This is a genomic window from Gordonia sp. L191, assembly GCF_030077625.1.
Lineage (GTDB): Bacteria > Actinomycetota > Actinomycetes > Mycobacteriales > Mycobacteriaceae > Gordonia > Gordonia polyisoprenivorans_A.
Genome location: NZ_CP125996.1, coordinates 501,973 through 527,247, shown reverse-complemented (window position 1 = coordinate 527,247; position 25,275 = coordinate 501,973). Strand labels below are relative to the sequence as shown.

The 25,275-nt window shown below is 66.6% G+C and carries 24 protein-coding genes and 1 pseudogene; 15 read left to right on the top strand and 10 right to left on the bottom strand.

The window, feature by feature from the left end:
* Window positions 1–60 precede the first annotated feature (60 nt).
* Window positions 61–930: a glycerophosphodiester phosphodiesterase gene (locus tag QNM97_RS02505; protein ID WP_283821452.1), complete on the top strand. Its 870-nt coding sequence runs from the start codon at window positions 61–63 to the stop codon at window positions 928–930.
* Here QNM97_RS02505 and QNM97_RS02500 read toward each other — a convergent pair.
* Both QNM97_RS02500 and purL read right to left on the bottom strand, forming a co-directional pair.
* Window positions 917–1,720 carry a hypothetical protein gene (locus tag QNM97_RS02500; RefSeq protein ID WP_283821451.1) on the bottom strand — a complete coding sequence of 268 codons (804 nt, stop codon included), beginning with the start codon at window positions 1,718–1,720 and terminating at the stop codon, window positions 917–919. The genes QNM97_RS02505 and QNM97_RS02500 overlap by 14 nt on opposite strands.
* 110 nt (window positions 1,721–1,830) lie before the next feature.
* Window positions 1,831–4,104 carry a phosphoribosylformylglycinamidine synthase subunit PurL gene (gene purL / locus QNM97_RS02495; protein ID WP_283823074.1) on the bottom strand — a complete coding sequence of 758 codons (2,274 nt, stop codon included), beginning with the start codon at window positions 4,102–4,104 and terminating at the stop codon, window positions 1,831–1,833.
* Window positions 4,105–4,264: 160 nt separating this feature from the next.
* Here purL and eccA point away from each other — a divergent pair, with 160 nt between their 5' ends.
* Both eccA and QNM97_RS02485 read left to right on the top strand, forming a co-directional pair.
* Window positions 4,265–6,064, top strand: a complete 1,800-nt coding sequence (eccA, locus tag QNM97_RS02490) for a type VII secretion AAA-ATPase EccA (protein WP_283821450.1) — start codon at window positions 4,265–4,267, stop codon at window positions 6,062–6,064.
* 14 nt (window positions 6,065–6,078) lie between these two features.
* On the top strand, window positions 6,079–6,543 hold the full coding sequence (locus tag QNM97_RS02485; protein ID WP_283821449.1) for a hypothetical protein: 465 nt from the start codon (window positions 6,079–6,081) through the stop codon (window positions 6,541–6,543).
* Between the two features lie 10 nt (window positions 6,544–6,553).
* Here QNM97_RS02485 and QNM97_RS02480 read toward each other — a convergent pair whose 3' ends face one another.
* From QNM97_RS02480 to cysD, 3 genes are read right to left on the bottom strand one after another with little or no spacing between them, the layout of a single operon-like run.
* Window positions 6,554–7,315: a 3'(2'),5'-bisphosphate nucleotidase CysQ gene (locus tag QNM97_RS02480; RefSeq protein ID WP_283821448.1), complete on the bottom strand. Its 762-nt coding sequence runs from the start codon at window positions 7,313–7,315 to the stop codon at window positions 6,554–6,556.
* 25 nt (window positions 7,316–7,340) lie between these two features.
* Window positions 7,341–9,218, bottom strand: a complete 1,878-nt coding sequence (gene cysC, locus QNM97_RS02475) for an adenylyl-sulfate kinase (protein WP_283821447.1) — start codon at window positions 9,216–9,218, stop codon at window positions 7,341–7,343.
* Window positions 9,219–9,247: 29 nt separating this feature from the next.
* Window positions 9,248–10,204: a sulfate adenylyltransferase subunit CysD gene (gene cysD, locus QNM97_RS02470; RefSeq protein ID WP_208792536.1), complete on the bottom strand. Its 957-nt coding sequence runs from the start codon at window positions 10,202–10,204 to the stop codon at window positions 9,248–9,250.
* Window positions 10,205–10,291: 87 nt separating this feature from the next.
* Here cysD and QNM97_RS02465 point away from each other — a divergent pair, with 87 nt between their 5' ends.
* From QNM97_RS02465 to QNM97_RS02415, 11 genes and pseudogenes are all read left to right on the top strand, one after another.
* Window positions 10,292–11,173, top strand: a complete 882-nt coding sequence (locus tag QNM97_RS02465; RefSeq protein WP_283821446.1) for an IclR family transcriptional regulator — start codon at window positions 10,292–10,294, stop codon at window positions 11,171–11,173.
* 80 nt (window positions 11,174–11,253) lie between these two features.
* The gene (locus QNM97_RS02460; protein ID WP_283821445.1) at window positions 11,254–11,814 is read left to right on the top strand and encodes a TetR/AcrR family transcriptional regulator; all 561 of its coding nucleotides are present in this window, start codon (window positions 11,254–11,256) and stop codon (window positions 11,812–11,814) included.
* Window positions 11,811–12,872 (top strand): MFS transporter, encoded by a 1,062-nt coding sequence (locus QNM97_RS02455; RefSeq protein WP_283821444.1) that lies wholly within the window; start codon window positions 11,811–11,813, stop codon window positions 12,870–12,872. Before QNM97_RS02460 ends, QNM97_RS02455 begins: the two co-directional genes overlap by 4 nt.
* A 73-nt stretch (window positions 12,873–12,945) precedes the next feature.
* A complete protein-coding gene (locus QNM97_RS02450) occupies window positions 12,946–13,317 on the top strand; it encodes a VOC family protein (RefSeq protein ID WP_283821443.1) in 372 nt (123 codons plus the stop codon).
* Between the two features lie 51 nt (window positions 13,318–13,368).
* Window positions 13,369–14,293 (top strand): annotated as a pseudogene (locus tag QNM97_RS02445) (IS5 family transposase).
* 23 nt (window positions 14,294–14,316) lie between these two features.
* Entirely contained in the window at window positions 14,317–14,712 is a 396-nt protein-coding gene (locus QNM97_RS02440; protein WP_283821442.1) for an MFS transporter, read from the top strand.
* Window positions 14,713–14,727: 15 nt separating this feature from the next.
* Window positions 14,728–15,639, top strand: a complete 912-nt coding sequence (locus QNM97_RS02435) for an enoyl-CoA hydratase (protein ID WP_283821441.1) — start codon at window positions 14,728–14,730, stop codon at window positions 15,637–15,639.
* Between the two features lies 1 nt (window position 15,640).
* Window positions 15,641–16,807, top strand: a complete 1,167-nt coding sequence (locus QNM97_RS02430) for an acyl-CoA dehydrogenase family protein (RefSeq protein WP_283821440.1) — start codon at window positions 15,641–15,643, stop codon at window positions 16,805–16,807.
* A 1-nt stretch (window position 16,808) separates the two neighbouring features.
* Window positions 16,809–17,780, top strand: a complete 972-nt coding sequence (locus QNM97_RS02425) for an acyl-CoA dehydrogenase family protein (protein ID WP_283821439.1) — start codon at window positions 16,809–16,811, stop codon at window positions 17,778–17,780.
* Window positions 17,777–18,886 carry an acyl-CoA dehydrogenase family protein gene (locus QNM97_RS02420; RefSeq protein ID WP_283821438.1) on the top strand — a complete coding sequence of 370 codons (1,110 nt, stop codon included), beginning with the start codon at window positions 17,777–17,779 and terminating at the stop codon, window positions 18,884–18,886. The genes QNM97_RS02425 and QNM97_RS02420 overlap by 4 nt, the downstream gene beginning before the upstream one ends.
* 108 nt (window positions 18,887–18,994) lie before the next feature.
* On the top strand, window positions 18,995–19,321 hold the full coding sequence (locus QNM97_RS02415) for a hypothetical protein (protein ID WP_283821437.1): 327 nt from the start codon (window positions 18,995–18,997) through the stop codon (window positions 19,319–19,321).
* A gap of 96 nt (window positions 19,322–19,417) precedes the next feature.
* On the opposite strand, the gene QNM97_RS02410 is transcribed toward QNM97_RS02415, so the two are convergent.
* Window positions 19,418–20,053, bottom strand: a complete 636-nt coding sequence (locus QNM97_RS02410; protein ID WP_283821436.1) for a TMEM175 family protein — start codon at window positions 20,051–20,053, stop codon at window positions 19,418–19,420.
* Window positions 20,054–20,268: 215 nt separating this feature from the next.
* On the opposite strand from QNM97_RS02410, the gene QNM97_RS02405 reads away from it, so the two are divergent.
* A complete protein-coding gene (locus tag QNM97_RS02405; protein ID WP_283821435.1) occupies window positions 20,269–21,633 on the top strand; it encodes a wax ester/triacylglycerol synthase domain-containing protein in 1,365 nt (454 codons plus the stop codon).
* Here the strand turns inward: QNM97_RS02405 and QNM97_RS02400 are convergent.
* The 4 genes from QNM97_RS02400 to hsaB are packed head-to-tail and all read right to left on the bottom strand — an operon-like array spanning window position 21,588 to window position 25,267.
* Window positions 21,588–22,730, bottom strand: a complete 1,143-nt coding sequence (locus QNM97_RS02400) for a sulfotransferase family protein (RefSeq protein WP_283821434.1) — start codon at window positions 22,728–22,730, stop codon at window positions 21,588–21,590. The genes QNM97_RS02405 and QNM97_RS02400 overlap by 46 nt on opposite strands.
* Entirely contained in the window at window positions 22,723–23,499 is a 777-nt protein-coding gene (locus tag QNM97_RS02395) for an SDR family oxidoreductase (RefSeq protein WP_283821433.1), read from the bottom strand. Before QNM97_RS02395 ends, QNM97_RS02400 begins: the two co-directional genes overlap by 8 nt.
* Window positions 23,496–24,695: a hypothetical protein gene (locus tag QNM97_RS02390; protein WP_283821432.1), complete on the bottom strand. Its 1,200-nt coding sequence runs from the start codon at window positions 24,693–24,695 to the stop codon at window positions 23,496–23,498. Before QNM97_RS02390 ends, QNM97_RS02395 begins: the two co-directional genes overlap by 4 nt.
* The gene (gene hsaB, locus QNM97_RS02385) at window positions 24,692–25,267 is read right to left on the bottom strand and encodes a 3-hydroxy-9,10-secoandrosta-1,3,5(10)-triene-9,17-dione monooxygenase reductase subunit (RefSeq protein WP_283821431.1); all 576 of its coding nucleotides are present in this window, start codon (window positions 25,265–25,267) and stop codon (window positions 24,692–24,694) included. The genes QNM97_RS02390 and hsaB overlap by 4 nt, the downstream gene beginning before the upstream one ends.
* Window positions 25,268–25,275 lie beyond the last annotated feature (8 nt).

Sequence of the window (25,275 nt, the reverse complement as noted above, 5' to 3'; positions counted from 1 at the left end):
AACACGTTTCACTTTGTCGGACACGTTTTGGCCAACTGCCGACGGTAGAGTGCGCCGACGATGAGTACCGCTGAACCGATCGCCGTGACGTCCGACGGCCACCGCACCCGCCTCAAATGGCATCGCGCACGCAAACGCTCCGACGACTCGCCCTTCACGCGCAGCAGAATCGTCGAGGGGATGGCGGTCGGGGCGAGCGTGGAGGTCGACCTCGTGATCCACGCACCGGGCTCGTCCGAACCATGCGGCTTCGCGATCCTGCACGACCGCGATCTGGCCGGGGCGACGACCGGCTCCGGCGACGTCGGCGCAGCCCCAGCCGACTACCTTCGATCGTTGACCTTGCGCGACAACGACGGTCGTCGGATCGACGAACCGGTGACGCTGCTCGGCGACCTGGGCGGTGCGCTCGCCGACATTCACCCGAACGCTGTGCTGCAGTTGGATCTCAAACAGTCCGCCGACGACCTCGACGAGCCGATCGTGCGGTCCTTCGCCGAGGCGGTCGCACCGTTCGCGGAGCATGCGATTCTCTCGTGCGGCGATGCCGAGGCGGTTCGCATCCTCACCGACGCGGTACCGCGCCTGCGTGTGGGGTACGACCCCTGCCATCACGGCGCGGTCGACCGGGCGCTGAGGTGGCGCACCTATCGGCGTTTCGTCGACCACGCAGTCGCCGCCTCACCGCGCGCCGAGGTGATCTATCTCGATCGGCGGCTGGTGCTGACCGTCGCTGATCGGGGCACCGACCTCGTCGCAGCGTTCCACGCCACCGGACGCGAGATCGACATCTACACCTTCGGCCGGGACGACCCCGACATCGACCGCGCGCTCGAGCTGCGCGCCGACCAGATCACCACCGACGATCCACAGGGCGTGGCCCGGCGGTTCGGTTCGGCGACAGAGGATTCGGGCGTCAGCCGGCCTTGATCCACTCCGCGGTGGACGGCAGCATCACGAGGATCGCCGTGGCGATCGGGAAGATGAGACCGACGAAGCTGAAAATGCCGCTTCCGAAGCCACTGCTGACGCCGTTGTGACTCAACGCCGACTCGACAGCCAGGCCCGCGATCGCCCCGATGATGCCGAACACGATCGACACGCCACATCCCGAGGCGACGAGAATTCGGCCGATCATCTTGTGCCGCAACACCGATACGCCACCCCAGATCAACAGCACGGCGAGTACCACGTCGACGATCATCTGCATCACGAGGACGGCGTTGTACCACCCCGGAATCCGATCGACCTCGGTCGCCAGGGCCGAGATGGTGACGAGCACGCCGATCGAAACGATGAGCCCGAAGATCGCCGAGACGCCGCCGAGGAAGCTGAGGACGGTCGCAGTGATCGCGGTGCCACCCGAGGGCTTCAGCGCGTACGGGTCCCCGTACGGGTTCTGGGGATAGGGAACGTTGGCGCCCGCGGGCTGCCCCCACACCGGTTGCTGGCCGTATGCGGGTTGCTGGCCATAGCTCGGTTGCTGGCCGTATGCAGGCTGCTGGCCATACGCAGGTTGCCCATAGCCCGGTTGCTGCCCGTAATCAGGCTGACCGTACTGGGCACCGGGCTGACCGTAGGACGGCGACCCGGTCGCAGGCGGCTGACCGGCGCCGCCGTACACCGTCTTCTGGTCCCACGGAGACGATCCCGGCGTCGCACCCGGGTTGGACTGTTGGCCGTACGGCTGCGATCCCGAGCCGTCCTGCGGAGTGGTCATGAGGTGACGCCCTTTCTCCTCGATGCCCCAGCTCTCACGACCAGCACACCGCGTAACGAATGATCACCCGAGCATACGGTTATATTTCGGCCCGCTCGCTCCGCTCCCGCTCAGCCGAACAACGCCGGCAGTGTTCCCTCGTGGGCGACGCGCAGTTCTTCGAGGGTGACCTCGAACTGGTCCTGCACACTCACCGAATCGCTGCCCTGATCGACGACGCCGATGCGGGTCCACGGCATGCCGCGGGCGTCGAGCATCGCGACGAATCGCGACTCCTCGGTGCGCGGCACCGCCACCAACACACGGCCCGTCGATTCGGAGAACAGCCAGACGAACGGGTCGGCCCCCTCGGGCAGCAATACGCGGCAGCCGGTCTCGCCGGCGAGCGCCGACTCGACGACGGTCTGGATCAGCCCACCCTCGGAGAGGTCATGGGCGGCGGAGACCAGGCCGTCGCGGGACGCGGCGGTGAGGATGTCGCCGAGCAACTTCTCGTGGTCGAGGTCGACCGCCGGCGCCACACCACCGAGGTGATCATGGGCGACCTGCGCCCAGATCGAGCCATCGAACTCGTCGCGCGTCTGCCCGAGCAGGATGAGCGTCTCGCCGGGTTCGGTGCCGAATCCGGTGGGGATGCGGCGCCGGACGTCGTCGATCACACCGAGCACACCGACCACCGGTGTCGGCAGGATCGCCGTGGCGCCGGTCTGGTTGTAGAAGCTGACGTTGCCGCCGGTCACCGGGATGCCGAGCTGCGCGCACCCATCGGCCAGACCGCGAACCGCCTGCTGGAACTGCCACATCACCGCAGGATCCTCGGGGGACCCGAAGTTGAGGCAGTTGGTGACGGCCTTCGGCGTGGCACCGGATGCGGCGACGTTGCGATAGGCCTCGGCGAGCGCGAGTTGCGCACCGCGGTACGGATCGAGATAGGTGTAGCGGCCCGACGCGTCGGTGGCCAGAGCGATCCCGCGGCCGGTGCGTTCATCGATGCGGATCATTCCGGAGTCGGCGTTCTCGGCGAGCACCGTGTTGCCGCGCACGTACCGGTCGTACTGCTCGGTGATGAACTTGCGGCTGCACAGCGCCGGCGAGGCCAGCATCGTCAACAGCGTCGAGCGCAGTTCGTCGGGCGTCGATGGCCGCGCCAGCGACGCCGCACCGGCGGCGATGACCTCGTCCTGCCACTCCGGTCGGGCGAGGGGCCGCTCGTAGACCGGCCCCTCGTGGGCCACCGTGCGCGGCGGCACGTCGACGACGGTCTCACCGTTCCAGGTGATCTCCAGGTGATCGCCGTCGGTGACCTCCCCGATGACCGTGGCCAGCACGTCCCACTTGCGGCACACCGTCAGGAAGGCCTCCACGTTCTCCGGCGTGACCACCGCGCACATGCGTTCCTGGGATTCGCTCGAGAGCACCTCGGCCGGTGTCATGCCGACCGCACGCATGGGCACCTTCTCCAGCTCGATCCGCATGCCGCCGTCGCCGGCAGCAGCCAACTCCGAGGTGGCACAAGATAATCCGGCGCCGCCGAGATCCTGGATACCCACCACCAGTCCCGCGTGGTAGAGCTCGAGGCAGCATTCGATGAGCACCTTCTCGGTGAACGGGTCACCGACCTGGACGCTCGGGAGTTTCTTGCGGTTCGGGCCGGCCTCCCCCGAATCGTCGAAGGTCTCCGACGCCAGCACCGACACACCGCCGATGCCGTCGAGCCCCGTCCGCGCTCCGAACAGGATGATCTTGTTGCCCGCGCCGCTGGCGAACGCCAGGTGCAGATCCTCGGTGCGCAGCACGCCCGCACACAGCGCGTTGACGAGCGGGTTGCCGGCATAGCTGGGATCGAAGACGGTCTCGCCGCCGACGTTCGGCAGGCCCAACGAATTGCCGTAGCCACCGACCCCGCGCACCACGCCGTCGACGACGCGCCGGGTGTCGGGGGCGTCGGCAGGACCGAAGCGCAGTTGGTCCATCACCGCGATCGGCCGCGCACCCATGGCCATGATGTCGCGCACGATGCCGCCGACGCCGGTCGCCGCACCCTGGTACGGCTCGACGTAGCTCGGGTGATTGTGCGATTCGACCTTGAAGGTCACCGCCCAGCCGTCGCCGACGTCGACGACGCCGGCGTTCTCACCGATACCGGCGAGCATCCCGGCCCGCATCTCGTCGGTGGTGGTCTCCCCGAAGTACCGCAGGTGCACCTTCGAGGATTTGTATGAGCAGTGCTCGGACCACATCACCGAGTACATCGCCAGCTCGGCATCGGTGGGTCGGCGTCCGAGGATCTCGCGGATGCGGTCGTACTCGTCGTCCTTGAGACCGAGTTCACGGTAGGGCTGGGGATGATCGGGGGACTGGGCAGCTGCGGAGACGGTGTCCACATGAGTCTGATCGCTCACCCGGCCATGATAGACGTGGCTACCGGAGCCACGTGAGTCCACACAATCCACAGCGAACGTGGTCATCCGTGCACATCATCTCCCCGTGACGCGCGCCACCGATTAGGCTCCTCGCAGGGTCCGAAACGGGGGGGAGTTCTCGATGGTCGACGTCGGCAGGGCACGACAACTGTTCGAACTCGGCGTCCTGTCGATGGGTATTGCGGTCGAGGGCACCGATCCGGTGGACAATCCGCAGCAGGCGGCACTCGCCTTCACACGTGCGAGCGAATGGGACCCGGGCATGGCCGACGCCTGGATCGGCCGCCTCGCGTGCGGACCGGCGGCCGTCGGTACGGGCGACGCGGTCAACGAGGCGCTGCTCGCGGTGTATCGCCACCGCGATGCGATCGGTCGCGAACAGCGTCGGCTCGGGCTGCCGCCGGGAGTGCTCGTCGGCCGCTGGTACACCGGGATGTTCATCGACTATCCACTCGTCGACGCCGACCACGCCGTCGCCGCGTACGCCGCCACCCTCATCCGCGGACACGATCTCGCCGGGGCCGCCGAGGTCCTGTCACAGATCACCGGCGACGCACCGATCGCCGAGTTCATGACGGGCGTGCTGCACTTCTCGGCGCAGCGCTGGCCCGATGTCCTGACCGCACTGGGGCGAACCGACTCCTGGGCCGACGAGTATTTGGGCAGCGCCGCCGACTACATGTGCGGCAGCGCGTGCGTGCAGCTGGGCATGTTCACCGAGGGGCTGCGCCGCCTACAGCGGGCCATCGACGGCCCGATCCCCTCCTGCGCGACCCGGGCGCTGTTCGCTCTCGGGCTCGCCCTGCGGGAGACCGGTCAGGAGGATCAGGCCCGCGCGGCCTTCGAGCAGGCATTCTCCCGGGATCCGACGTTCACCGCGGCCGCCGACGCGATGCGCAGCCAGACTCTGCGGCTGACCGTGACGAGCGCCGAGGAGATCGCGGCACGGGCCGACATGTGGGACCCGGCGTCGACACCCGGCACCGATGACGCAGACCCGGCCTCGGCCGACGGCGACGACCTCGTCGCCCGGGCGCAACGTGATCTCGACGCACAGATCGGTCTGGAGTCGGTCAAAGAGCAAGTGGCCAAACTGAAGTCGGCGGCGACACTGGCCCGGATCCGGGCCGATCGCGGACTGTCGACGTCGGCGCGCAGCCTGCATCTGGCCTTCACCGGACCACCCGGCACCGGTAAGACGACAATCGCCCGGGTGATCGCCACACTGTACTGCGGGCTCGGATTCATCAAGTCCGACAAGGTGATCGAGGCGACCCGACGAGATCTGGTCGGCGAGCACCTCGGCTCCACCGCGATCAAGACGTCAACGCTGATCGACTCCGCGATGGACGGTGTGCTGTTCATCGACGAGGCGTACACACTGATCCAGCAAGGCCTTTCCGGAGGTGACGCCTTCGGCCGGGAGGCCGTCGACACCCTGCTCGCGCGGATGGAGGACGACCGCGACCGGCTGGTGGTCATCATCGCCGGCTACGACGCCGAGATCGACCGCTTCCTCGCCGCCAACGAGGGGTTGGGTTCGCGCTTCGCCCGCCGCGTCCGCTTCGAGTCCTACACGCCGGGCGAGCTGGCCCGCATCGGCGAGTTCCTGGCAGCGCAACGGGATTCAATCCTCACGGTAGAGGCGATGGCCGAACTCGAGCAGGCGTGTACACCGCTGTATCACGACGTGCGCCACGGCCCCGGCGGAACCCAGCGGGCCACCGACCTCGCCGGCAACGGACGGTTCATCCGCAACATCATCGAGGCCGCCGAAGAAGAACGTGAGGTGCGCCTGTCGGCGGGCGGCGATCTGGAGAACCTCACCCATGACGAGCTGATGCGCATCGAGGTCGCTGACCTGCGTGCCGCAGTGAATTTGGTGCTGTCGGGCCTGGCGCCGGCAAGAACTCTCGCATGAACACGGAGTCACCCATGAGCACCGAATCACCCATGAGCACACACCGAATCCGGGTGGCGATGATCGCGCTCGCCGTGGTGGTGTTCGCGGCGGTGCCCGCGTGCACCGTCAGCGGCGACCCGGTGGCCGACCCGGCCGCCGCGTCGATCTCCACGACGACCACCGACCCCGACGCCACCACCGGCTCCCCAGCTCCCGACTCCCCGGCTCCCGATGCGTCAGAACCGGATTCGACCGAACCCGATTCGAGCTCCGACGCACCGATCAGCGACGTGCCCGCGCCACCGAACGCGACGACGATGACGTGCAGCGAGTTCGTGACACTGGATCGCTCGACACAGGCGGCGGTGTTGCGCGCCAATGGCGCCACCGCCGACAACACCCGACTCGGGGTCGTCATCGACATCTACACCACCGTGTGTCCCGGCTACCCCGATGCGCTCATCGCCGACCTCGTCGCCGGCCGTTTACCGAACTGACCGGAGGTTCTCAACCAGCAGCGGTCACCGCGATGATGCGTTCGGTGAGTTCCGGTCGGCAGATCACCAGATCGGGCAGGTAGGTGTCGTCGCGGTTGTAGACCAGTGGCGACCCGTCGATCCGGCCGCACCACAAGCCCTTTGCCCGTGCCACCGCGACGGGCGCCGCCGAATCCCATTCGTATTGGCCACCGGCGTGCACGTAGGCGTCGGCCTCACCGCGCACCACGGCCATCGCCTTGGCGCCTGCCGATCCCATCGACAACACCTCGCCGCCGATCGCGTCGGCCACCGGCTGCGAGAACGCCGGGGGCCGCGAGCCGCTCACCACCACCCTCGGCAGCTCGCCCTTCGGGGTACTCGCCAGTCCGTCGGTGGGCGTGATCGGAAGGTCGTCGTCGACGTAGGTGACTCCCAGCGCGGGCAGTGCGACGGCCCCCGCGATCAGTGTGCCGCCACCGTCGGCCGACCACAGCGCCACATGGACCGCCCAGTCGGTATGTCCGTCCATACCGTATTCGCGTGTGCCGTCGACCGGGTCGACGATCCACACGCGCTGCGCACCCAGTCGCGACTTGTCGTCGGCGGACTCCTCCGAGAGCACCGCGTCGTCGGGCCGTTCCTCGGCGAGGCGGCGCATCAGCAGGTCGTTGGAACGCAGGTCCCCCTCCTTGCCGAGATCCTTGCCCGTCAAGCCGCTCGTCGCACGGATATCCAGCAGCAGATGTCCTGCCACCGTGGCCAACTCACCGGCGAGTGCGCGATCGCCCATCCTCGTCTCCCATGCTCGATTCCCACTACAGCCCCAGATTACGCAGGACCGCGTCGGCGGCCTCCGACGGGGAACCGTCGGCGGGGGTCACGACGAGGTCGGCGTGCTCGGGGCGTTCGTACGGCGAGTCGATGCCGGTGAACTGGCTGATCTCACCACGTCGGGCCTTGGCGTACAACCCTTTCGGATCACGCCGCTCGCATTCGTCGAGGGGGGTATCGACGAAGATCTCGAAGAACGGCAGTCCGCGTTCGGCATGGATCTCGCGCGCCCGGGTGCGCTCGTCACCGAACGGCGAGATGAGCGAGACGATCGCGATGGATCCGGAGTCGGCGAACAGTGCCGCGACCTCGGCGGTGCGCCGGATGTTCTCGCGGCGGTCGTCGTCGCCGAATCCGAGGTCGGAGTTCAGTCCGTGCCGCAGGTTGTCGCCGTCCATCAGGTAGGCGGGCCGCCCCTCGGCGACGAATCTTCTCTCGAGTTCCATTGCCAGTGACGACTTTCCGGACCCCGACAACCCGGTCAGCCACACCGTCGCGCCGGCGTACGGCCGATGCTCTCGACCGACCTTGGTGGTCTGCCAGACGATGTGGCTGTCGTGGCTGACCGGGGCGGTGATCATGCCGGCACCGACCGTCTTGTTGGTGGACTCGTCGATGAGGATGAAGCTCCCCGTTTCCCGGTTGCGTCGATACGAATCGAACATGACGGGCTGCTGCGTGCGCAGCGTCACGCGCGCGATCTCGTTGAGGTGCAAATACGTCGCCGCCTCGTCGCGGTGCAGGGTGTTGACGTCGAGACGGTAGGTGAGGCCGGTGATCTCGGTGCGGGTGGTACGCGTACCGGCGATCAGCGCGAACCTGCTGCGCTCGGTCAGCGTCGAGTCCTCCGAGAACCAGCACACCATCGCGTCGATGTCACGGCTCACGTAGGGCCGGTTATTCGGTCGGGCGAGCATGTCACCGCGGACGATGTCGATCTCGTCGGCGAGTTCGATCGAGCACGCCATCGAGGCGAACGCCTCGTCGACCTTGGTCCCGCCGGGGCCCCAGATGTCGGTGATGGTGGTGGTGAAACCACTGGGCAGCACCACGATCTCATCGCCGCGGGCGAAGACCCCGCCCGCCACCGTGCCGGCGTAGGCGCGGTGATCGGCGCCGTCACTGCGCTGCGGCCGGATCACGTACTGGACCGGCATCCGCGCGTCGATGAGATTGCGGTCGGAGGCGATGTGCACGTTCTCCAGATGACTCAACAGTGTTCGACCCTGATACCAGTCCATCGCCGCCGAGGCGTCGACGACGTTGTCGCCGCGCAGCGCCGAGATCGGGATGAAAGTGATCTCACCGACGTTGAGTTTGGCAGCGAAATCGGAGAATTCCGAACAGATCTCGTCGAAACGTGCTCGGGACCAGTCGACGAGGTCCATCTTGTTGACGCAGACCGTCAGGTGCGGGATGCCGAGCAGAGACGAGAGGAAGGCGTGCCGCCGGGTCTGTTCGAGAACACCCTTGCGTGCGTCGATGAGGATGATCGCGAGGTTCGCGGTCGACGCGCCGGTGACCATGTTGCGGGTGTACTGCACATGCCCCGGCGTGTCGGCGATGATGAATTTTCTTCTCGGCGTGGAGAAGTAGCGGTAGGCGACGTCGATGGTGATGCCCTGTTCACGTTCGGCGCGCAGACCGTCGGTGAGCAGTGCCAGATTCGCGTACTCGTCACCGCGCTCGGCACTGGTCCGTTCGATCGACTCAAGCTGATCAGCGAAGATCGATTTCGCGTCGTAGAGCAGTCGACCGATCAACGTCGACTTCCCGTCGTCGACCGACCCCGCAGTCGCGATGCGGAGGAGTTCTCCTGTGGCGCCGGGCATCTCGTCCTGAGGCGTCTGAGTCTGGGGCATCGGAGTCTGGGGCATCGGGATCTGGGGCATCAGAAGTAACCTTCCTTCTTGCGGTCTTCCATACCCGCTTCCGAGATGCGGTCGTCGGCGCGGGTGGCGCCTCGCTCGGTGATCCGCGTCGCCGCCACCTCCGCGATGACCTTGTCGACGGTGTCGGCGTCGCTGAGGACGCAGCCCGTGCAGGTGGCATCGCCCACCGTCCGGAATCGCACACGCTCGGTGTGTGGCTGCTCGTCCGGCAGACGTTCGAGGAACCGCGTGTCCGCCAACAGCATTCCGTCGCGCGGTATCACCTGACGGTCGTGTGCGTAGTAGATCGACGGCAGCTCGATGTGCTGTTCGGCGATGTATTGCCAGATGTCGAGTTCGGTCCAATTACTCAACGGGAACACCCGGATGTGCTCGCCCTTGTGGTGGCGGCCGTTGTAGAGGTGCCACAGCTCGGGCCGCTGGGCGCGCGGGTCCCACGTGCCGAACTCGTCCCGGAAACTGAAGACACGTTCCTTGGCCCGAGCCTTCTCCTCGTCGCGGCGCGCCCCGCCGAACACCGCATCGAATCCGTTCTCGGTGATGCCACGGAGCAACGCGGTGGTCTGCAGCCGATTGCGGCTCGCACCCGGTCCGGTCTGCTCGACGACGCGACCGGCGTCGATGTCGTCCTGCACCGAACTCACCACCAGCCGCACGCCGGTCGCGGCGACCACCCGGTCGCGGTAGTCGATGACCTCGTCGAAATTGTGCCCGGTGTCGACGTGCATCAGCGGGAACGGGATCGGGGCCGGCCAGAACGCTCGGCGGGCGAGGTGGAACATCACCACCGAGTCCTTGCCACCGGAGAACAGCAACACCGGCCGCTCGAAGGTCGCCGCGACCTCGCGGAAGATGTGGACCGACTCGGCCTCGAGTGCGTCGAGATGACTCAGCTCGTAGTGGCCCCGTACGGGTGTGCTCGCGGATGACGCTGTCACTCTGCGCTCCCTTGACATGTCGAATATTCGACACTCAGTATTGACTATGTGACGGACACGCTAGGCGGTGCAGACGGGCCGGGTCAACAACCACCCCACTCGTCGGTGACACGGCCGCCGTCGCCGCCGACTGCACGCGTCGTGGAGATCGTCGAGATCCTCGGTACCGCCGACGGTCCGCTGTCCCTCGCCGACATTGTCCGCCGAACCGGGCACTCGCGCGCCACGGCACACGCGATCCTCGGCGAATTGACAGAGCGCGGATGGGCCACGCGCCTCCCAGATGGAACCTATTCGACGGGTGGTCGCCTCGTCGGTCTCGCCGTCGCGATCTCCCGGGCCGATCACCTCACTCGTCGAGCGGGGCCTCTCCTCGACGCCCTCGCCGAACAGCTGGGCCTGCACTGCTTTCTGGCACGACGGGTCGGTGACGAGATCACCATCGTGGTGGGGTCGGCGCCACCTGGCCGCGCCCTCGGCTCGGCGGCGTGGCTGACCAGCGGCGCCCGGATGCCGTTGCGGCCGCCGGTGTGCCGCGAGTTTCTCGCCTGGGCGCCACCGGCCGAGCGTGCGTCGTGGATCGCCACGGCTCCGGCGTCGCTGCGCACCCGTCTCGCACTCGTCCTCGATGCGGTCCGCGAACGTGGCGCCTCGATCGAGCGGATGACCGACGACCACGTCACCCTGATGGCCACGCTGGACTCGTTGGAGGTACCCGCAGGCGTTCGGGTGCGTGTCGATGAACTCCTCGAGCAGATCAGCACCATCGACTATCTGCCCGACGAGCTCAGCGACGACGCGATCGCCGCGGTCACCATCGGCGCACCGGTCTTCGATGCCGGCGGCGCCGTCCACGCCTCGGTCGTCGTCTGCCCGCGCGGTCACGTCGATCGCACCGAACTCGATCGCCTCATCGACGCGGCACGTGGGTGCGCTGCGGAACTCTCCGAGCGCCCTGCAGGCCACTCAAGTGGAGATCGCGCCTGACGCTGTATCTCGCAGGGATCGTCGTTACTCCCTTTTGTAAGTAGTTAGTAACTGGTAATTTATCCCTAATGGCATCGAGGATGAGCGGCGCAGACCGCAGGGCTCAGATCCTGGCAATAGCAGCGGAGGAGTTCGCAGCATTCGGCCTCCACGGAGCGTCGACCGAGTCGATCGCCCAATCCTCGGGGATCACACAGGCCTACATATTTCGGATCTTCGGCACCAAGAAGGCGTTGTTCCTCGAGCTGGTGCGCGCGGCATTCACCCGGGTCAGCGAGGGAATGACTACAGCCGCCGGCGAGACCACCGGACTCGCCGGCCTCTCGGAGATGGGTGCGCAATACTACGATCTGCTCGCCGACAGAACCGGATTACTGCTGCAGTTGCAGGGATTGGCGGCATGCGGAGACCCTGAGGTGCGCGAAACCGTCCGTGAGTGCTTCGCACAGCTGTGGGACACCGTCGACCATGGCACCGAACTCGAACCGGTGACAGTGAAGACATTTCTCGCCTATGGCATGCTCCTCAACGCGGGCGCGGCTCTCGACGTCAACGACATCGACGCGCCTTGGGCCGACGGCGTCCGCACACGCATTCGGCCAGGCCTCTTCGCGCACATCACGACCGAGACAAACCGATGACCCGCGGCCACCCGGAGGAAACGGTCATCTCGAGACCCGACCGTCAGCTCAGTGCCTCTCTCGTGTGCACCGCTCTGGCGGCGGCCGTGATCGGAAGCGTCGGAGCACCGTTGATCACGGCGGTCGCAACCAGCCTGCATGTGTCACTCGACGCCGCGCAATGGACGCTCACGGTGACGTTGTTCACCGGCGCGATCGCTGGTCCGGTACTCGGCCGACTCGGGAGCGGACCGGCTCGGCGCGCCACGATCCTGGCCACCCTGTCCTTGGTTGCCGTGGGCGGCATCCTGACAGTCATCGCCGCACCCTTGTGGGTTCTGCTCGTCGGCCGCGGTCTACAGGGGCTCGCCGTCGGAGTCGTCGCACTGCTGATGAGTGTTGCCCGCGAACATCTTTCACCACAGCACTCGCCGTCGACCATCGCTGCCCTCTCAGTTGCCTCGACCGTAGGGATCGGGGTCGGTTATCCGCTGGTCAGCTTTGTCGATCAGGCCACGGGCCTACGCGCCGCATACGGCATCGGGCTCGCCTTGTCTGTTGTCGCGTTGATCGTCGCGTGGCGATCACTGCCCGCCGAGAAACCTGGTCCGCGTCCGACGATCGATATCGGAGGGGCGTCGACGCTCGCGGTCGCAATGTTCGGCGTATTGCTGATCATCGCCGACCCCGCCTTATGGCGGGCCCCAGGGGCAGCTGTGGTCACCGTCGTCGGTGTGCTGGTCGCGATCACCGCATTCGTTGCCATCGAACTCCGCAGCCGTTCCCCTCTGGTGAACCTACGGCTGCTGGGACGCGCTCGGCAATTGCGGGCGAACCTCGCGATGCTGATCGCTGCGGTAGGTCTCTACCTGCTCTTCAGTCTGATGACCAGATACGTGCAGACGCCGCCGGCTGCCAACTACGGATTCGCGCTTCCGGGTTTAGCGGCAGGAGCGTCGCTGATTCCGTTCTCGCTGCTCGGATTCATGGCAGCGAGGACGACTCCGCTTCTAGGGCGTGTCTCCTATACTGGGGGCGGAGTCCGCTGGGAGTTTGAGCGGGTACTGTGTTGGTGGTAGCGGCCACCGCGCCGACGTCTGGGTTGCGCGAGCATCGTCTCCGTACCCGCTCGTGTATTTGGAGCGCGCCCATATGAGTGAGTCGCACGTCAGTTTCGGCCGGATCGCGGCCACGATACCCGTAGGTGATATCAATCGGGCTTTGGGCTTTTACCGTGACATGCTGGGTATGACGGTGGTGTTCACGAACGGCACGCCCGTGGGGTTTGTCATCTTGCGTCGTGATGACGCCGAACTTCACCTGACGCTCGTGGGTAGCCACCGGCCCCGCGCCTTCAACGTGGCGCACCTGCTGGTTGCTGATGCAACCCGCCTGTACGAGTACCTCGTTGAAAACAACGTCCGCATTGTGAAACGGCTGCGCGACGCCGATTACGGTGTGCGAGGGTTCGTCTTCTGTGATCCGGACGGCAATCGAATCGATGTTGGGCAGGTCCTCGGTTAGGCGGGTCGCCGATACTTGAGGATGTATGGCGGGCAGGCTGATTCGGTGGCGATGACGACTTCGAGGTATCAGGTATTCACCGACGAGCAGTGGGCGCGGATCGAACCGTTACTGCCGTCGAATGTCGGCAAACGCGCGCACCCATTTGGTGAGCACCGGCGAGTCGTGGAGGGCATCGCCTATCGGTACCGGACCGGAATCCCTTGGCGGGACTTGCCTCGTGAGCAATTCGGGCCATGGCAGACGGTATGGAAACGCCATCGACGCTACGCACAGGACGGCACGTGGGACCGTATCCTGACTCACGTACTCGCGCAGGCTGATGCGGTCGGCAGGATCGACTGGAACATCTCGGTCGACGCGACGATCGCCCGTGCCCATCAGCACGCGACGAACACCACACGCCCTGATCAGGACACAGGGGGCATCATCGAATCACAAAAACCTCGCCCCTGACGGTGGTGAACCCGCAGGTCACGGGATCGGCAGGTCGCGTGGCGGGTTGACCACGAAGATCCATCGCGCCGTCGACGGGCGGGGCCGGCCGTTGGCCAACATCGTCACCGGCGGTCAACGCAACGACGGGGCGATGCTCGCCGAGGTCCTCGCCGACATCTACGTTCCACGCATCGGTGCCGGTCGGCCACGGACTCGCCCGGACGCGGTCCTCGCCGACAAGGCCTACGCCACCGGCGTCAACCGGACACTGTTGCGTGACAAAGGGATCACCGCAGTGATCCCGGAGAAGTCCACCCAGATCAACTCCCGCAAGAAGCGCGGCAGAAACGGTGGCCGGCCACCGACATTCGACCCCAAACTGTACAAGGACCGCAACGTCGTCGAGCGATCCTTCGCATGGTCGAAGCACTGGCGCGGGCTAGCCACCCGCTACGACAAACTCGCCATCACCTATCGAGCAGCAGTGACGCTCAACGCGATCCTCAACTGGCTACAGCATTTGGGAGACACGCCCTAGGTGGTCGCCTGGCTGAAGGTTGGGTGTACGCGCTGTCGGCAATGCCTGCCATTGCCGCCGCAGCGGTGTTCGTCATCGCTCACAACTCTCTGGCCGCTGTTCTGGTCGCAGTCGCGCTGCTCGGTTATGCAGTCGGCGGGATCTCCGCGGCCATGCCCGGGCTTCTGCTGGTTGACGTGCCACAGGACGAGACCTCGAGCGTGCTCTCCATCAATCAGATCGTCCGAGCGACGGGTTTCAGCGCGGGCAGCGCCGTTGCGGGCTTCCTCCTCGCCTCCGCGACGCCGCCCGATTCTCTTCTGCCGGCCGTCGGTGGCTACCGGACCGCAGCCTTGTGGGCAATCGTGCCCCTTGGACTGAGCGTTCTCCTCGTCGCAGCCGCCCGACCAGGCCGCCACTACCAACCAAGCACTTGCTAGGTTACGCTCGGTGGCATGAGCGACGCCGTCATCCCACCACCCCTGGGCCCCGACGATCTCGGACCCGACACCTCCCCGGTCGCCTACGAGGTCGGCGGTCCGGCTGGCGCGGTCGCCTACGTGACCCTCAACCGGCCCGAGTACCGCAACGCGCAGAACTCGGTGATGACGTATTCGCTCGACGCCGCCTTCCGTAAGGCCGTCGACGACGCGTCGGTGAAGGTCATCGTGTTGCGGGCCAAGGGTAAGCACTTCTCGGCCGGCCACGACATCGGTACTCCGGAGCGTGATTTCGACACCTACTACGAGAACGCTGCTGTCCTGCACTGGGATCACACCGACAAGTCGGGTGCCGATCAGCGACTGGCCCGTGAGATGGAGGTCTACATGGGGATGTGTCGCCGGTGGCGCGACATCCCCAAGCCGATGATCGCCGCGGTGCACGGGGCATGCATCGCCGGCGGGCTCATGCTGGCGTGGGTCTGCGACTTCATCGTCGCCTCCGACGACGCATTCTTCTCCGACCCGGTCGCCCGCATGGGGATTCCCGGCGTCGAGTACTTCGCCCATGCCTACGTCCTCGGGCCCCGCCGGGCCAAGGAGATCCTGTTCACCGGCGAGCGGTTCACCGCGTCCCAGGCCGCCGAGTGGGGCATGGTCAACCATGTCGTCGAACGAGATGGACTCGCGGGCAAGGTGAACGGCATCGCGGAGAAGATCGTCGAGATGCCGATGCAGGGCCTGTTCCTGTCGAAGAAGGCGGTCAACATCTGCGAGGACCAGATGGGTATGCGCAACGCGATGGACTCGGTCTTCGGTTGGCACCACTTCGCGCACTCGGCCAATGCCGAATCCTCCGGCGGGGACTCGTTGGGCGGCATGGACGCGAAGTCGATGAAGAGCGCCGCCGCCAGGGCGGGGTCCTGACGTGGACTATCTGTTGGATAATGCGGCACAAGCATTTCGGGCGGAGATCCGCAGCTGGCTCGCCGACCATGTTCCCGCGGAGCCGTTGCCGTCGATGGACACCGCCGAGGGCTTCGAGGCACATCGCGAGTGGGAACGAACGATGGCGGCCGACCGGATGTCGGCGGTCAGCTGGCCCGAGGAGTACGGCGGTCGTGATGAGCCGCTGCTGCACTGGCTGATCTTCGAAGAGGAGTACTACCGCTCCGGCGCACCCGGCAGGGTCAGCCAGAACGGCATCTTCCTGTTGGCGCCCACGCTGTTCGAGCACGCGAGCACCGAACAGCTGTCCCGGATCATGCCGCGGATGGCACGCGCCGACGACATCTGGGGTCAGGCGTGGAGCGAACCGGAAGCCGGCAGCGACCTGGCGTCGCTGCGCTCGAGTGCCACCCGCACCGACGGCGGATGGCTGCTGAATGGCCAGAAGACGTGGAGTTCGCGGTCGTCCTTCGCCGATCGCGCATTCGGTCTGTTCCGGACCGACAAGTCCGCACAACGCCATAAGGGCTTGACCTACTTCATGTTCGACCTGCATGGCGACGGGGTGACGGTGCGTCCGATCGCCCAGCTCGACGGCGAACCCGGTTTTGCGGAACTGTTCCTCGAAGACGTTTTCGTCCCCGACGACCCGGCCGATCCCGCCGGGTCGGGGGTGATCGGAGAGGTCGACAACGGGTGGCGGGTGGCGATGAGCACCGCCGCCAACGAGCGCGGACTGTCGCTGCGCTCCCCCGGCCGATTCCTCGCCACCACCGACCGACTCGTCGAACTGTGGAAGGTATGCGGCGACCGTGTTCCGCCGACCGCAGCGACCGACAAGGGCGTCGCGGACGCCTGGATCGGTTCCCGCGCATACGAGTTGTCGACGTATCAGACCGTGAGCCGGCTCGCCGCCGGCGGTCAGCTCGGCCTGGAGTCGTCGATCAACAAGGTGTTCTGGAGTCAGTGGGACATCGCAGCCCACGAGACCGCCCTGGACCTCCAGGGTGCCGAGGCCGAACTCAACGACGCGTGGCTCGACGGTTACCTGTTCTCGCTGTCGGGACCGATCTATGCCGGCACCAACGAGATTCAACGCAATGTGATCGCCGAGCGACTCCTCGGCCTACCCCGGGGGGATCGCTGACATGGACTTCCTGCTCGCCGAATACCACAACGACCTCGCCTCCAGCGTGGATGCGCTGCTGACCAAGGCCGACAGTCCCGCCGTCGCCCGCGCATGGGCCGCCAGCGACCGGGCGCCGGCCGCCAAGGTCTTCGGCCAACTCGCCGAGATCGGTGTCCTCGGGCTCCTCATCGACGACGAACATGGCGGTGCCGGCGCGGGAGCGGTCGAGATGGTGGTCGTCGCCGAGGTTCTGGGCCGGCACGGCGTTCCCGGACCCCTGGCCGAAACAGTGGCCGTCGCACCGACTCTGATCGCCGGCACCGATGCCGCCGACGACCTCGGCGCCATCGCCGGTGGTCGGCTGGTGTCGGTGGCGGCGGCGCCGCGGACGCCTCGCGCCGCTGACGCCGAGGCCGCGTCACAGGTGTACCTCCTCGCCGACGGCACCTTGTCCACGGCGCAGATCACCGCCACCCACCGCACGGTGGACCCGGCCCGCACCGTCTCCGAGGTGAGCGCGGTCGATCCGGTCGCCACCGAGGTGAACGGCACCGCCGCAGCCGATCTCGGCGCGCTGGCCACCGCCGCCCAGTTACTCGGCCTGGGTGATCGGATGCTGTCGATCGCGTCGGAGTACGCGGTGGCACGCAAGCAGTTCGGTCGCGCCATCGGCTCCTTCCAGGCCGTCAAGCACCACCTGGCCGATGTCGCCATCGCGTTGGAGATGGCACGGCCGCTGATTCACGGCGCGGCCGTCGGCATCGACGGCGGAGCCCCGGAGGGCACCGATGTGGGCCGCGACATCTCCGCGGCGAAAGTGGCCGCCGCCGATGCGGCGTACCTGGCGTCGCGTCAGGCTCTGCAGGTGCTCGGGGCGATCGGGTACACCGCCGAGCACGATCTCTCCCTGTATCTGACCAAGGCCCGCGCCCTGATCGGCGCCTGGGGTACCCCCGCCGCGCATCGGGCGCGAATCCTGGAGACGTTGTGACCACCGAACCGACTGTGCGCGAATCCATCTCCGCCGAGGAACGAAGGGCCTTGCGGGAGTCGATTGCCGCGTTGCTCACGCAGCGGGGCGGTTCTGCCGCGCTGCGTGCATCGATGACAACAACACCACGCATCGACCGGGGGTTGTGGCAGACGCTGTCGACGGAGATCGGTGTCACGGCACTGCCGATTCCCGAGGAGTTCGGTGGCGCCGGAGCGAGCTTCCTCGAGACCGCAGTGGTGCTCGAGGAACTCGGCGGCGCGCTGTCGGTGGTGCCGGTGTTCTCGGCGGCGCTCGCGAGCGCCGCGCTGCTGGCCGCCGGTGATGATGCGGCCTCGGAGCGGTTGCTGCCCGCGATCGCCGCGGGGACGTCGATCGTCGCGCTGTGTTGGGCGGCACCGTCGGGGTGGTCGTCGTCCGGTGTCCGCGCGGAGGCCGGACTGCTCTCGGGCACAGCCCATTACGTCCTTGATGCGGAGTCCGCCGATCATCTGCTCGTCATTGCCGGCACCGACGCCGGACTCACCGTCCACGACGTAGACGCCCGTGCCGAAGGCGTAACGATCACTCCGCAACCACTACTCGACCCGACACGTCCGCTCGCATCGGTCACTTTCGACGATGTACCGGCCGAGACGATCACCGCCGGCGCCGGAGCAGTGGACGCGATCCGGACCGCGGCCTGGGCTCTGATGTCGGCGGAGCAGGTCGGTGGCGCCGCCCGTGCCCTCGATCTGACAGTCGGATACAGCAAGGAGCGCAACCAGTTCGGCCGCGCCATCGGATCGTTCCAGGCACTCAAACACCGGATGGCCGACATGTATGCACACGTGGCGACATCTCGCGCGATCTCCCACGCCGCGGTCGAGGCACTCGCCGCCGGTTCGGTCGACGCCGCAGAACTCGCGGCGGCCGCCCGCGTCCACTGCTCGGAGGCCTACACGAGCGTCGCCGGCGACGCCATCCAGATCCACGGGGGCATCGGCATCACCTGGGAACACGACATCCAGCTGTACTTCAAACGCGCGCAATCGAGTTCCCAGCTGTTCGGCCAACCGCACGAGGTGGTTGCCGACATGGTGAAACGGTTGCGCCTGAACGTCTAGTGCTCATCGAGACGAACGATCAGCTCGGTGGTGGCAACCATGACCTCCAAGGTCATTGACCACGCAACCCCGCGAACAGTGGAATGGAACCGACGAGAGGAGCCCGACATGACCGCCACCGCCGATTCCAACACCTCCCCCGACATCGACGTTCCCCGGTGGCTGCGGATGATCATGCGCAGCGACCGCTTCGGCTCGTCGTCCTACATCGTGGTGAGCCTGTTGTTCGCGCCGATCCTTCTTCTGCTCGACGGGTGGCCGGTGTTGCACACCATCGCGCTCGTGGCGCTCGCACTCGGCGGCCTGTGGCTGGGGATACTGGGTATCGCCATGGCCACCGGCCTGGCGATCGTTCTCCGCCGTGGCGTCGAGCTTCCGGAGCAGTATTGGAAGACCGTGTTCGACGACTACCCGGTGGATGATCCGGGTCGGTGACACGGTTGAGAACCAGCACCACCGCACCACGTCTCGAGGCTCCTCGCCTGGCGGCTCGTCACACCTCGACGACCGGGAAGACCCCGCCGGTGCAGCTCAGGCGGGCTTTCCCCGACCGACCCACCGTTCGATCACGGCGTTGACGGGACCGACCGCGAACAGCAGCAGAAGTGAATACAGCCCCGAAGGCGGCACCACCAGCGTGATCACGATCGCGACGGTCAGCAGGATCAGCGTCCCGAAGTCGGGTAGCCGGGCCAGCCAGGCGTCGACGTCGTCGCCGGTGTGGAGCAGTTCGCGGTGCCGGCGGCCCCACATCGACATCACCATCACCGACGCGATCGACAGCCACAACACCGCCATGTAGAAGGCGCTGGCCCCTTTGATGGTGTTCCCACTGATCAGCGCGGTGACGAAGGGCAGCACCACGACGGTCAGCAGCCACGGCAGATGGAGGTTGAAGATCACCCGGTCGTAGTTCTTGAAGTACTCGAAGGTGCCATGGTGGTTGCGCCACAACACCCAGATCACGACGAAGCTGATCAGGAAGCTGGTGATCTCGTCGGAATGCTCGTCGAACACCTGCCCCACCGTCGGATCCTGGGCGACGTCGTGGATGATGTCGACGAGCGGCAGCACGAGCAACGTCAACGCGATCGCGACGACGGCATCGGTGAAGGCGATCAGTCGACGGAACCCCTCGTCGGTACGGCGGTCGTACTTCTCGGACATGGGATCAACCCTAGGTCCGATGGCCCGCCGACGATCGCCGACCTCGCGCAATTCGTGGCACCGGCAAGGATGACTGTCGCACAATACGCACATGGTTGGCCTCGATCCCAGAATGGGCGCATTCGACGCGGTGATGTTCGGCATCGAGGACGACCCACTGCTGCGGTCGTCGATCACGCTCGTCGCGATGCTCGACCGCGCCTGACCTCGAGCGGGTGACCGACCGCACCGAACGACTGACCCGCCTCCAACCGCGCCTACGTCAGCAAGCCGTCGGCAATCCGATGTCGCTGGCTCCGCCGCGCTGGGAGGTCGATCCACATTTCGACGCCGGATTCCACCTGCGGTGGCGGCGCGCACCGGGCGAACGCGAAGCGCTCGTCGAGATCCTCGACTTCGCAGAGCGGATGAGCGAGGCCGACTTCGACCGCGCGCGCCCGCTGTGGGAGGCCGCGATCATCACCGGTCTCGCCGACGATCAGGCGGCCCTGATCGTGAAGATCCACCACTGCATCACCGACGGCATCGGTGGTCTGGCGATGGCCGCCTCGCTGTTCGACCTCACCCGCGACGCACCGGAACCCGGTGACATGCCGATGATGCCCACCGCCGAACCGTCGAGCCTGATCCATCGGGTCGAGCAGGCTGTGGGGTTCGAGGTCCGTGCCGCCGCCGACGACACCGCCCGGCTCGCACGACTGGCGTTCACGACCGCCAAGACCGCTGTCGCCGACCCCGTGGGTCTGACCCGGCAGGCCGTCGACACCGCGGCGTCGACGATTCGGATGCTCGCACCCCAGGGCCGCCCGCTGTCCACCTTGATGTCGGATCGCTCGCTGTCGGTGGACTTCTCGGTGGTGGAGGTACCCCTCGATGCCCTCAAGGCCGCCGCGCGTCGGCACGACACCACGCTCAACACCTGTTTCCTGGCGGTGGTGACCGCAGCGCCGCGCGACTATCACCTCGCGTTGGGCGAGCAACTGCGCCGGGTCCGGGTCAACATGCCGGTCAGTGTGCGTACCGACGCGGACGCGGCAGCCGGGAATCATTGGTTCCCCGCACGTTTCGTGATGCCGGCCGAACCCGCCGACATCGCTGGCCTGCTCCGACGGATCGAGCCCGTGGTGCGGCGGGCCCAACACGATCCGGCACTGCGCGCCTCGACCGTCGTCTACCAACTGCTCGCCTCGTTACCGGCCCCGCTGACCACCTCGATCGCGGGATCCTTGATGAAGGGGGTCGACGTCGCGGCGACGAACGTCCCGGGCCCACCGATGTCGGTCTACACCGCGGGCGCCGAGGTCACCAAGCTCATCCCGTTCGCACCCAAGTCGGGGGCCGCGGTCAACGTGGGACTCATGTCCTACGCCGGCGGCGTCTTCCTCGGCGTGAACTGCGATCCCGCGGCCGTCACCGACAGCCGGCTGCTCACCGAATGCCTGCGCACCGCACTCGCCGATCTGCTGCAGCCACGCGGACCCCAGCCGCCGGACCGGCGTCTGACGGCGGTGATCGACCGCCCGGGCGCAAGCGATCAGGATGTGAAAGCGGTTGTCACGGTGTCCTCGTCGAGACCGTAGTCGGACAGCTGGTAGGAGTGGCGGGGTGCTCGCGCACCCGAACGGCTCTCCTCGTCGAGTACCCGCATCGCCGCTCGTGCCTCGTCGGACACCGATGCCCCCAATGCCGCGTACACGCGGTCGACGACGCCGAACGGGTCTGCCCGCAATTCGCCGAATTCGACGTCGACGAACTGTGCGGGGTCGTATCGCTGTCGGGCACTCGAGAATTCGCGCAGGCCACGCGACCACAGTTCGAGCTGTGAGGCGCCGATCCGCTCGCCGACGAAGGTCGTCGACCACCCCGCAGTGGCATGTTCGGCGAGGCTGCACATGGAGGCGATGATCGTTTCCGGCGCCCGATGTGTCTGGATCACCAGCGCATCGGGATAGGTGGCCATCAGCGCATCCAAGGCGAACAGGTGGCTGGGATTCTTGAGTACCCAGCGCTTTTCGGGATCGTTGGAGCCGATGAGCGCCAGGTTGCGTTTGTGTCGGGCGTACGCCGGCGTCCAGTCTTGGCCGGCGAGCCAGCGCGAATAAGTGGGCAGGTACGCCAGTGACTCGTAGGAGATCGACATCATGCTCTGCCGCAACAACTGCCAGCATTCCTCGACCTCGGCCGCATCCATGTAGTGCAGTCCCAAGAACTCCGGGTTCTCCACGTGGTGTTGGGCGAAGCCCGCATTGATCTGCGTGAACACCGGGTTGTCCGACCACGTCTCGCGCGGCGGGCGTGGCTGCGGAACGTCGCACAACCACATCTCGAGGCCCTGATGGGCGGGATCGGCGGTGAGCAGCCGATGCAGCGCGGTGGTCCCGGTCCGTGGCAGCCCGGTGACAAAGATCGGCCGGGTGATCGGCACGTCGACGTAGCCGGGGTTGGCTTTCCACGACGCCTCGCTCAGCAGCCGCGCCACCAGCGCCCCCTTGAGGAAGAACCGGAACATCTTGCTACCGAGTTCGGTGAGCCCGGCTTCCTCGGCGTACGAGGTGAGCAGGATCGCCAGCGCCTCCCGGTACCCGTCATCGCCGAAATCATCCAGACCGGTTGCCCGCATGGCTGATTCGTGGAGGTCGTCGACGGTACCCACCGTCGTCAGCGTCGATCTAGTCATGGTATTCACCGCAATTCACGTCGAGGGTGTGACCGGTGATGGCGCGGGCCATCGGCGAGGCGAGGAAGACCACCGCGTCGGCGATCTCATCCGGCTCGGGTAGCCGATGGAGATCGGAGCGGCCCGCCGTCTGCTCGTACACCTGCTCGGGGGTGATGCCGTACTTCTTGGCCACTTCGCCGAAGTACCACTTCAGCTGGTCGTCCCAGATGTAGCCGGGCGCCACCGAGTTGATCCGAATCCCCTTGTCCCCCAGCTCGGTGGCCAGGGTCTGCGACATCGCGAGCACCGCCGACTTCGCCAGCTTGTAACTGCCGTAGCGGGGCTCGGAATGGCGGATCACCATCGAGTTGATGTTGACGATCGACCCGTCCCGCTCGGCAAGGGCGTCGGTGAAGGCCTTGATCACGCGCAGGGTACCGAGCACGGTCAGGTCCAGACTCGCGGTGATCTGGTCGAAGTCGGTGCGGGCCAGGGGTTTCATCGACGGCAGCGCGAACGCGTTGTTCACCAGCACATCGACGCCACCGAACTCGCCGACGGCGGCGCTCACCAGTGCGTCGACGGCGTCGTCGTCGGTGATGTCGGTCGGTACGACGAGCGTGGGTGTGTCGAGTTCGGCGGCCACCTCCTTGAGCCTGGATTCGGTCCGAGCCGCGAGCACCACACTCGCTCCGGCAGCCGCGGCCCGAACACAGATCGAGCGTCCGAGCCCGGGCCCGACGCCCGACACGACGACGACCTTGCCGGCCAGTAGTCCGTCACTCATGTGAGCATCCTCCCGGCAAAGCCTCGCTGCCGCTGTGCTATTCGCTGCGCCCAGCCGTCCGCGTCGACCCGGTTGTGCTCGAGATACGGTAAATGCGCCGCCACGTCGCCGACGTCGATGACCTGTGCCGTCGGGCCCTGCTCCGGGGTGATCGGTCGCTCGGTCCGCTGCCAGCGGAACTGCATGATCCCGCGTTCGCGCCCGGTGGTCTCGATCCAGTTGGTGATGTGCGGATCGGTGTGGGAGATCACCATGCGGATCATCCCGTCGGGATCGGCTTGTGCCTGAGCAGAATTCAGGCTCGTCTGGTGGTGCACGTAGTCCAGTGAGATGTACCAGAGGCTGCCGAGCTGGAATCCCTGGTAGGGCGCCTCGGACTTCGGGACGGTGACGAGGATCGCCTCGTCGGGGGCGAGACGATAGTGGCCGACCGACGAGAACTGGGTGGCCAGCCCACCGGGTGTCAGCCGCGGCGGGGTGAAGGTGTTCACCGGCTCGTCGAGGTAGAACCACTTGGGAAAGTTGAACCAGGTGTTGATGCGCGCGGTCAACATCTTGGCCGCAGTCCGGTAGCGACGGGTCACCCGTTCGAGATCCGGTTCGGTGGGCGCGGTTCCGCTCGTGTCGACGCGTTCGATGGCGATGGCACCCTTGCGCTGGACCCAGTCGGAGTAGACCTCACGCACCGACAGTGTGGTGGCGCCGTCGGGGAGGACGAACTCGTCCGCGCCGCCCGGTGCGCTGCCCGCGGGGCGGAAGACGATCTCGAAGGAACCGTCGTCGGCAATGGTGATGCGCCGGTCGTCGAAGGCGTCGTCACCGCCCGGGACCGCGTCGGGGGTGTAATCCCCGCGCAGCAGTTGGAAACTCAGGTCGGCGGTGGTGCCCCGCCGCCCCCAGACCCGGTAGGTGCCTGCGGGGTCGATGTCGGCGTGGTAGTAGAGGGTGTCGGGGTTGTCCAGGCCCATCTTGGTGTATGGCCCGGTCGAGGCGACGAACACCGGATGGGTGAGGTTGCGGGTACGGACCAGGTGACCGATCGCCGAGATACTGCCGGCGAGATAGTCGAGCCCCTCGGCCAGATCTTGTTCGCTGCTCACGAATTCCGCTGAGCGGATCAGCTTCTCGGCCTCGGCGATGGCATCGGTGAACGGCTTGGTGGCCTGTTCGGCGATCGTGATGCTCGGTGCACTCATAGCCAGGTGTCCCCTCCGGTCCAGGTCAGGAAGTTCTCGAGTTCGGCCTGTGCGGGTGTCACGCGCGGGTGCTCGGTGGAGAGGTATCCGCCTCGGTAGAACAGTAACGGCTTGTCCTGCAACACCTCTCCCAGCGTCCGGGCGCGGCCGATGACGATGTGGTGATCACCACCGTCGGCGACCTGTTCGATGGTGCACTCCGCCCAGGTCAGGCAGTGCCGGATGACCGGCAGCCCCGCGGGCGAGGGGTCCCAGACGACGCCGGAGAACTTGTCCTCGCGCGGCGCACCGAAATTCGCGCTCACGTCCTGCTGACGATTCGAGAGCACGTTGACACAAAAGGCACCCCGCTGCTCGATCACCGACCACGTTCGTGAGGTCTTCTGCGGGCAGAACAGCACCAGCGGCGGGTCGAGGGACAGCGCCGCGAACGACTGGCAGGCGAATCCGGCCGGCTGGTCGTCGGCGGTGAGCGTGGAGATCACGGTGACCCCGGTGCAGAACTGCCCCATCGCGGTGCGGAACTGTCGGGAGTCGAAATCGGCGGAGCCGTAGGGGGTATGGGTGCTCATGGCCGACT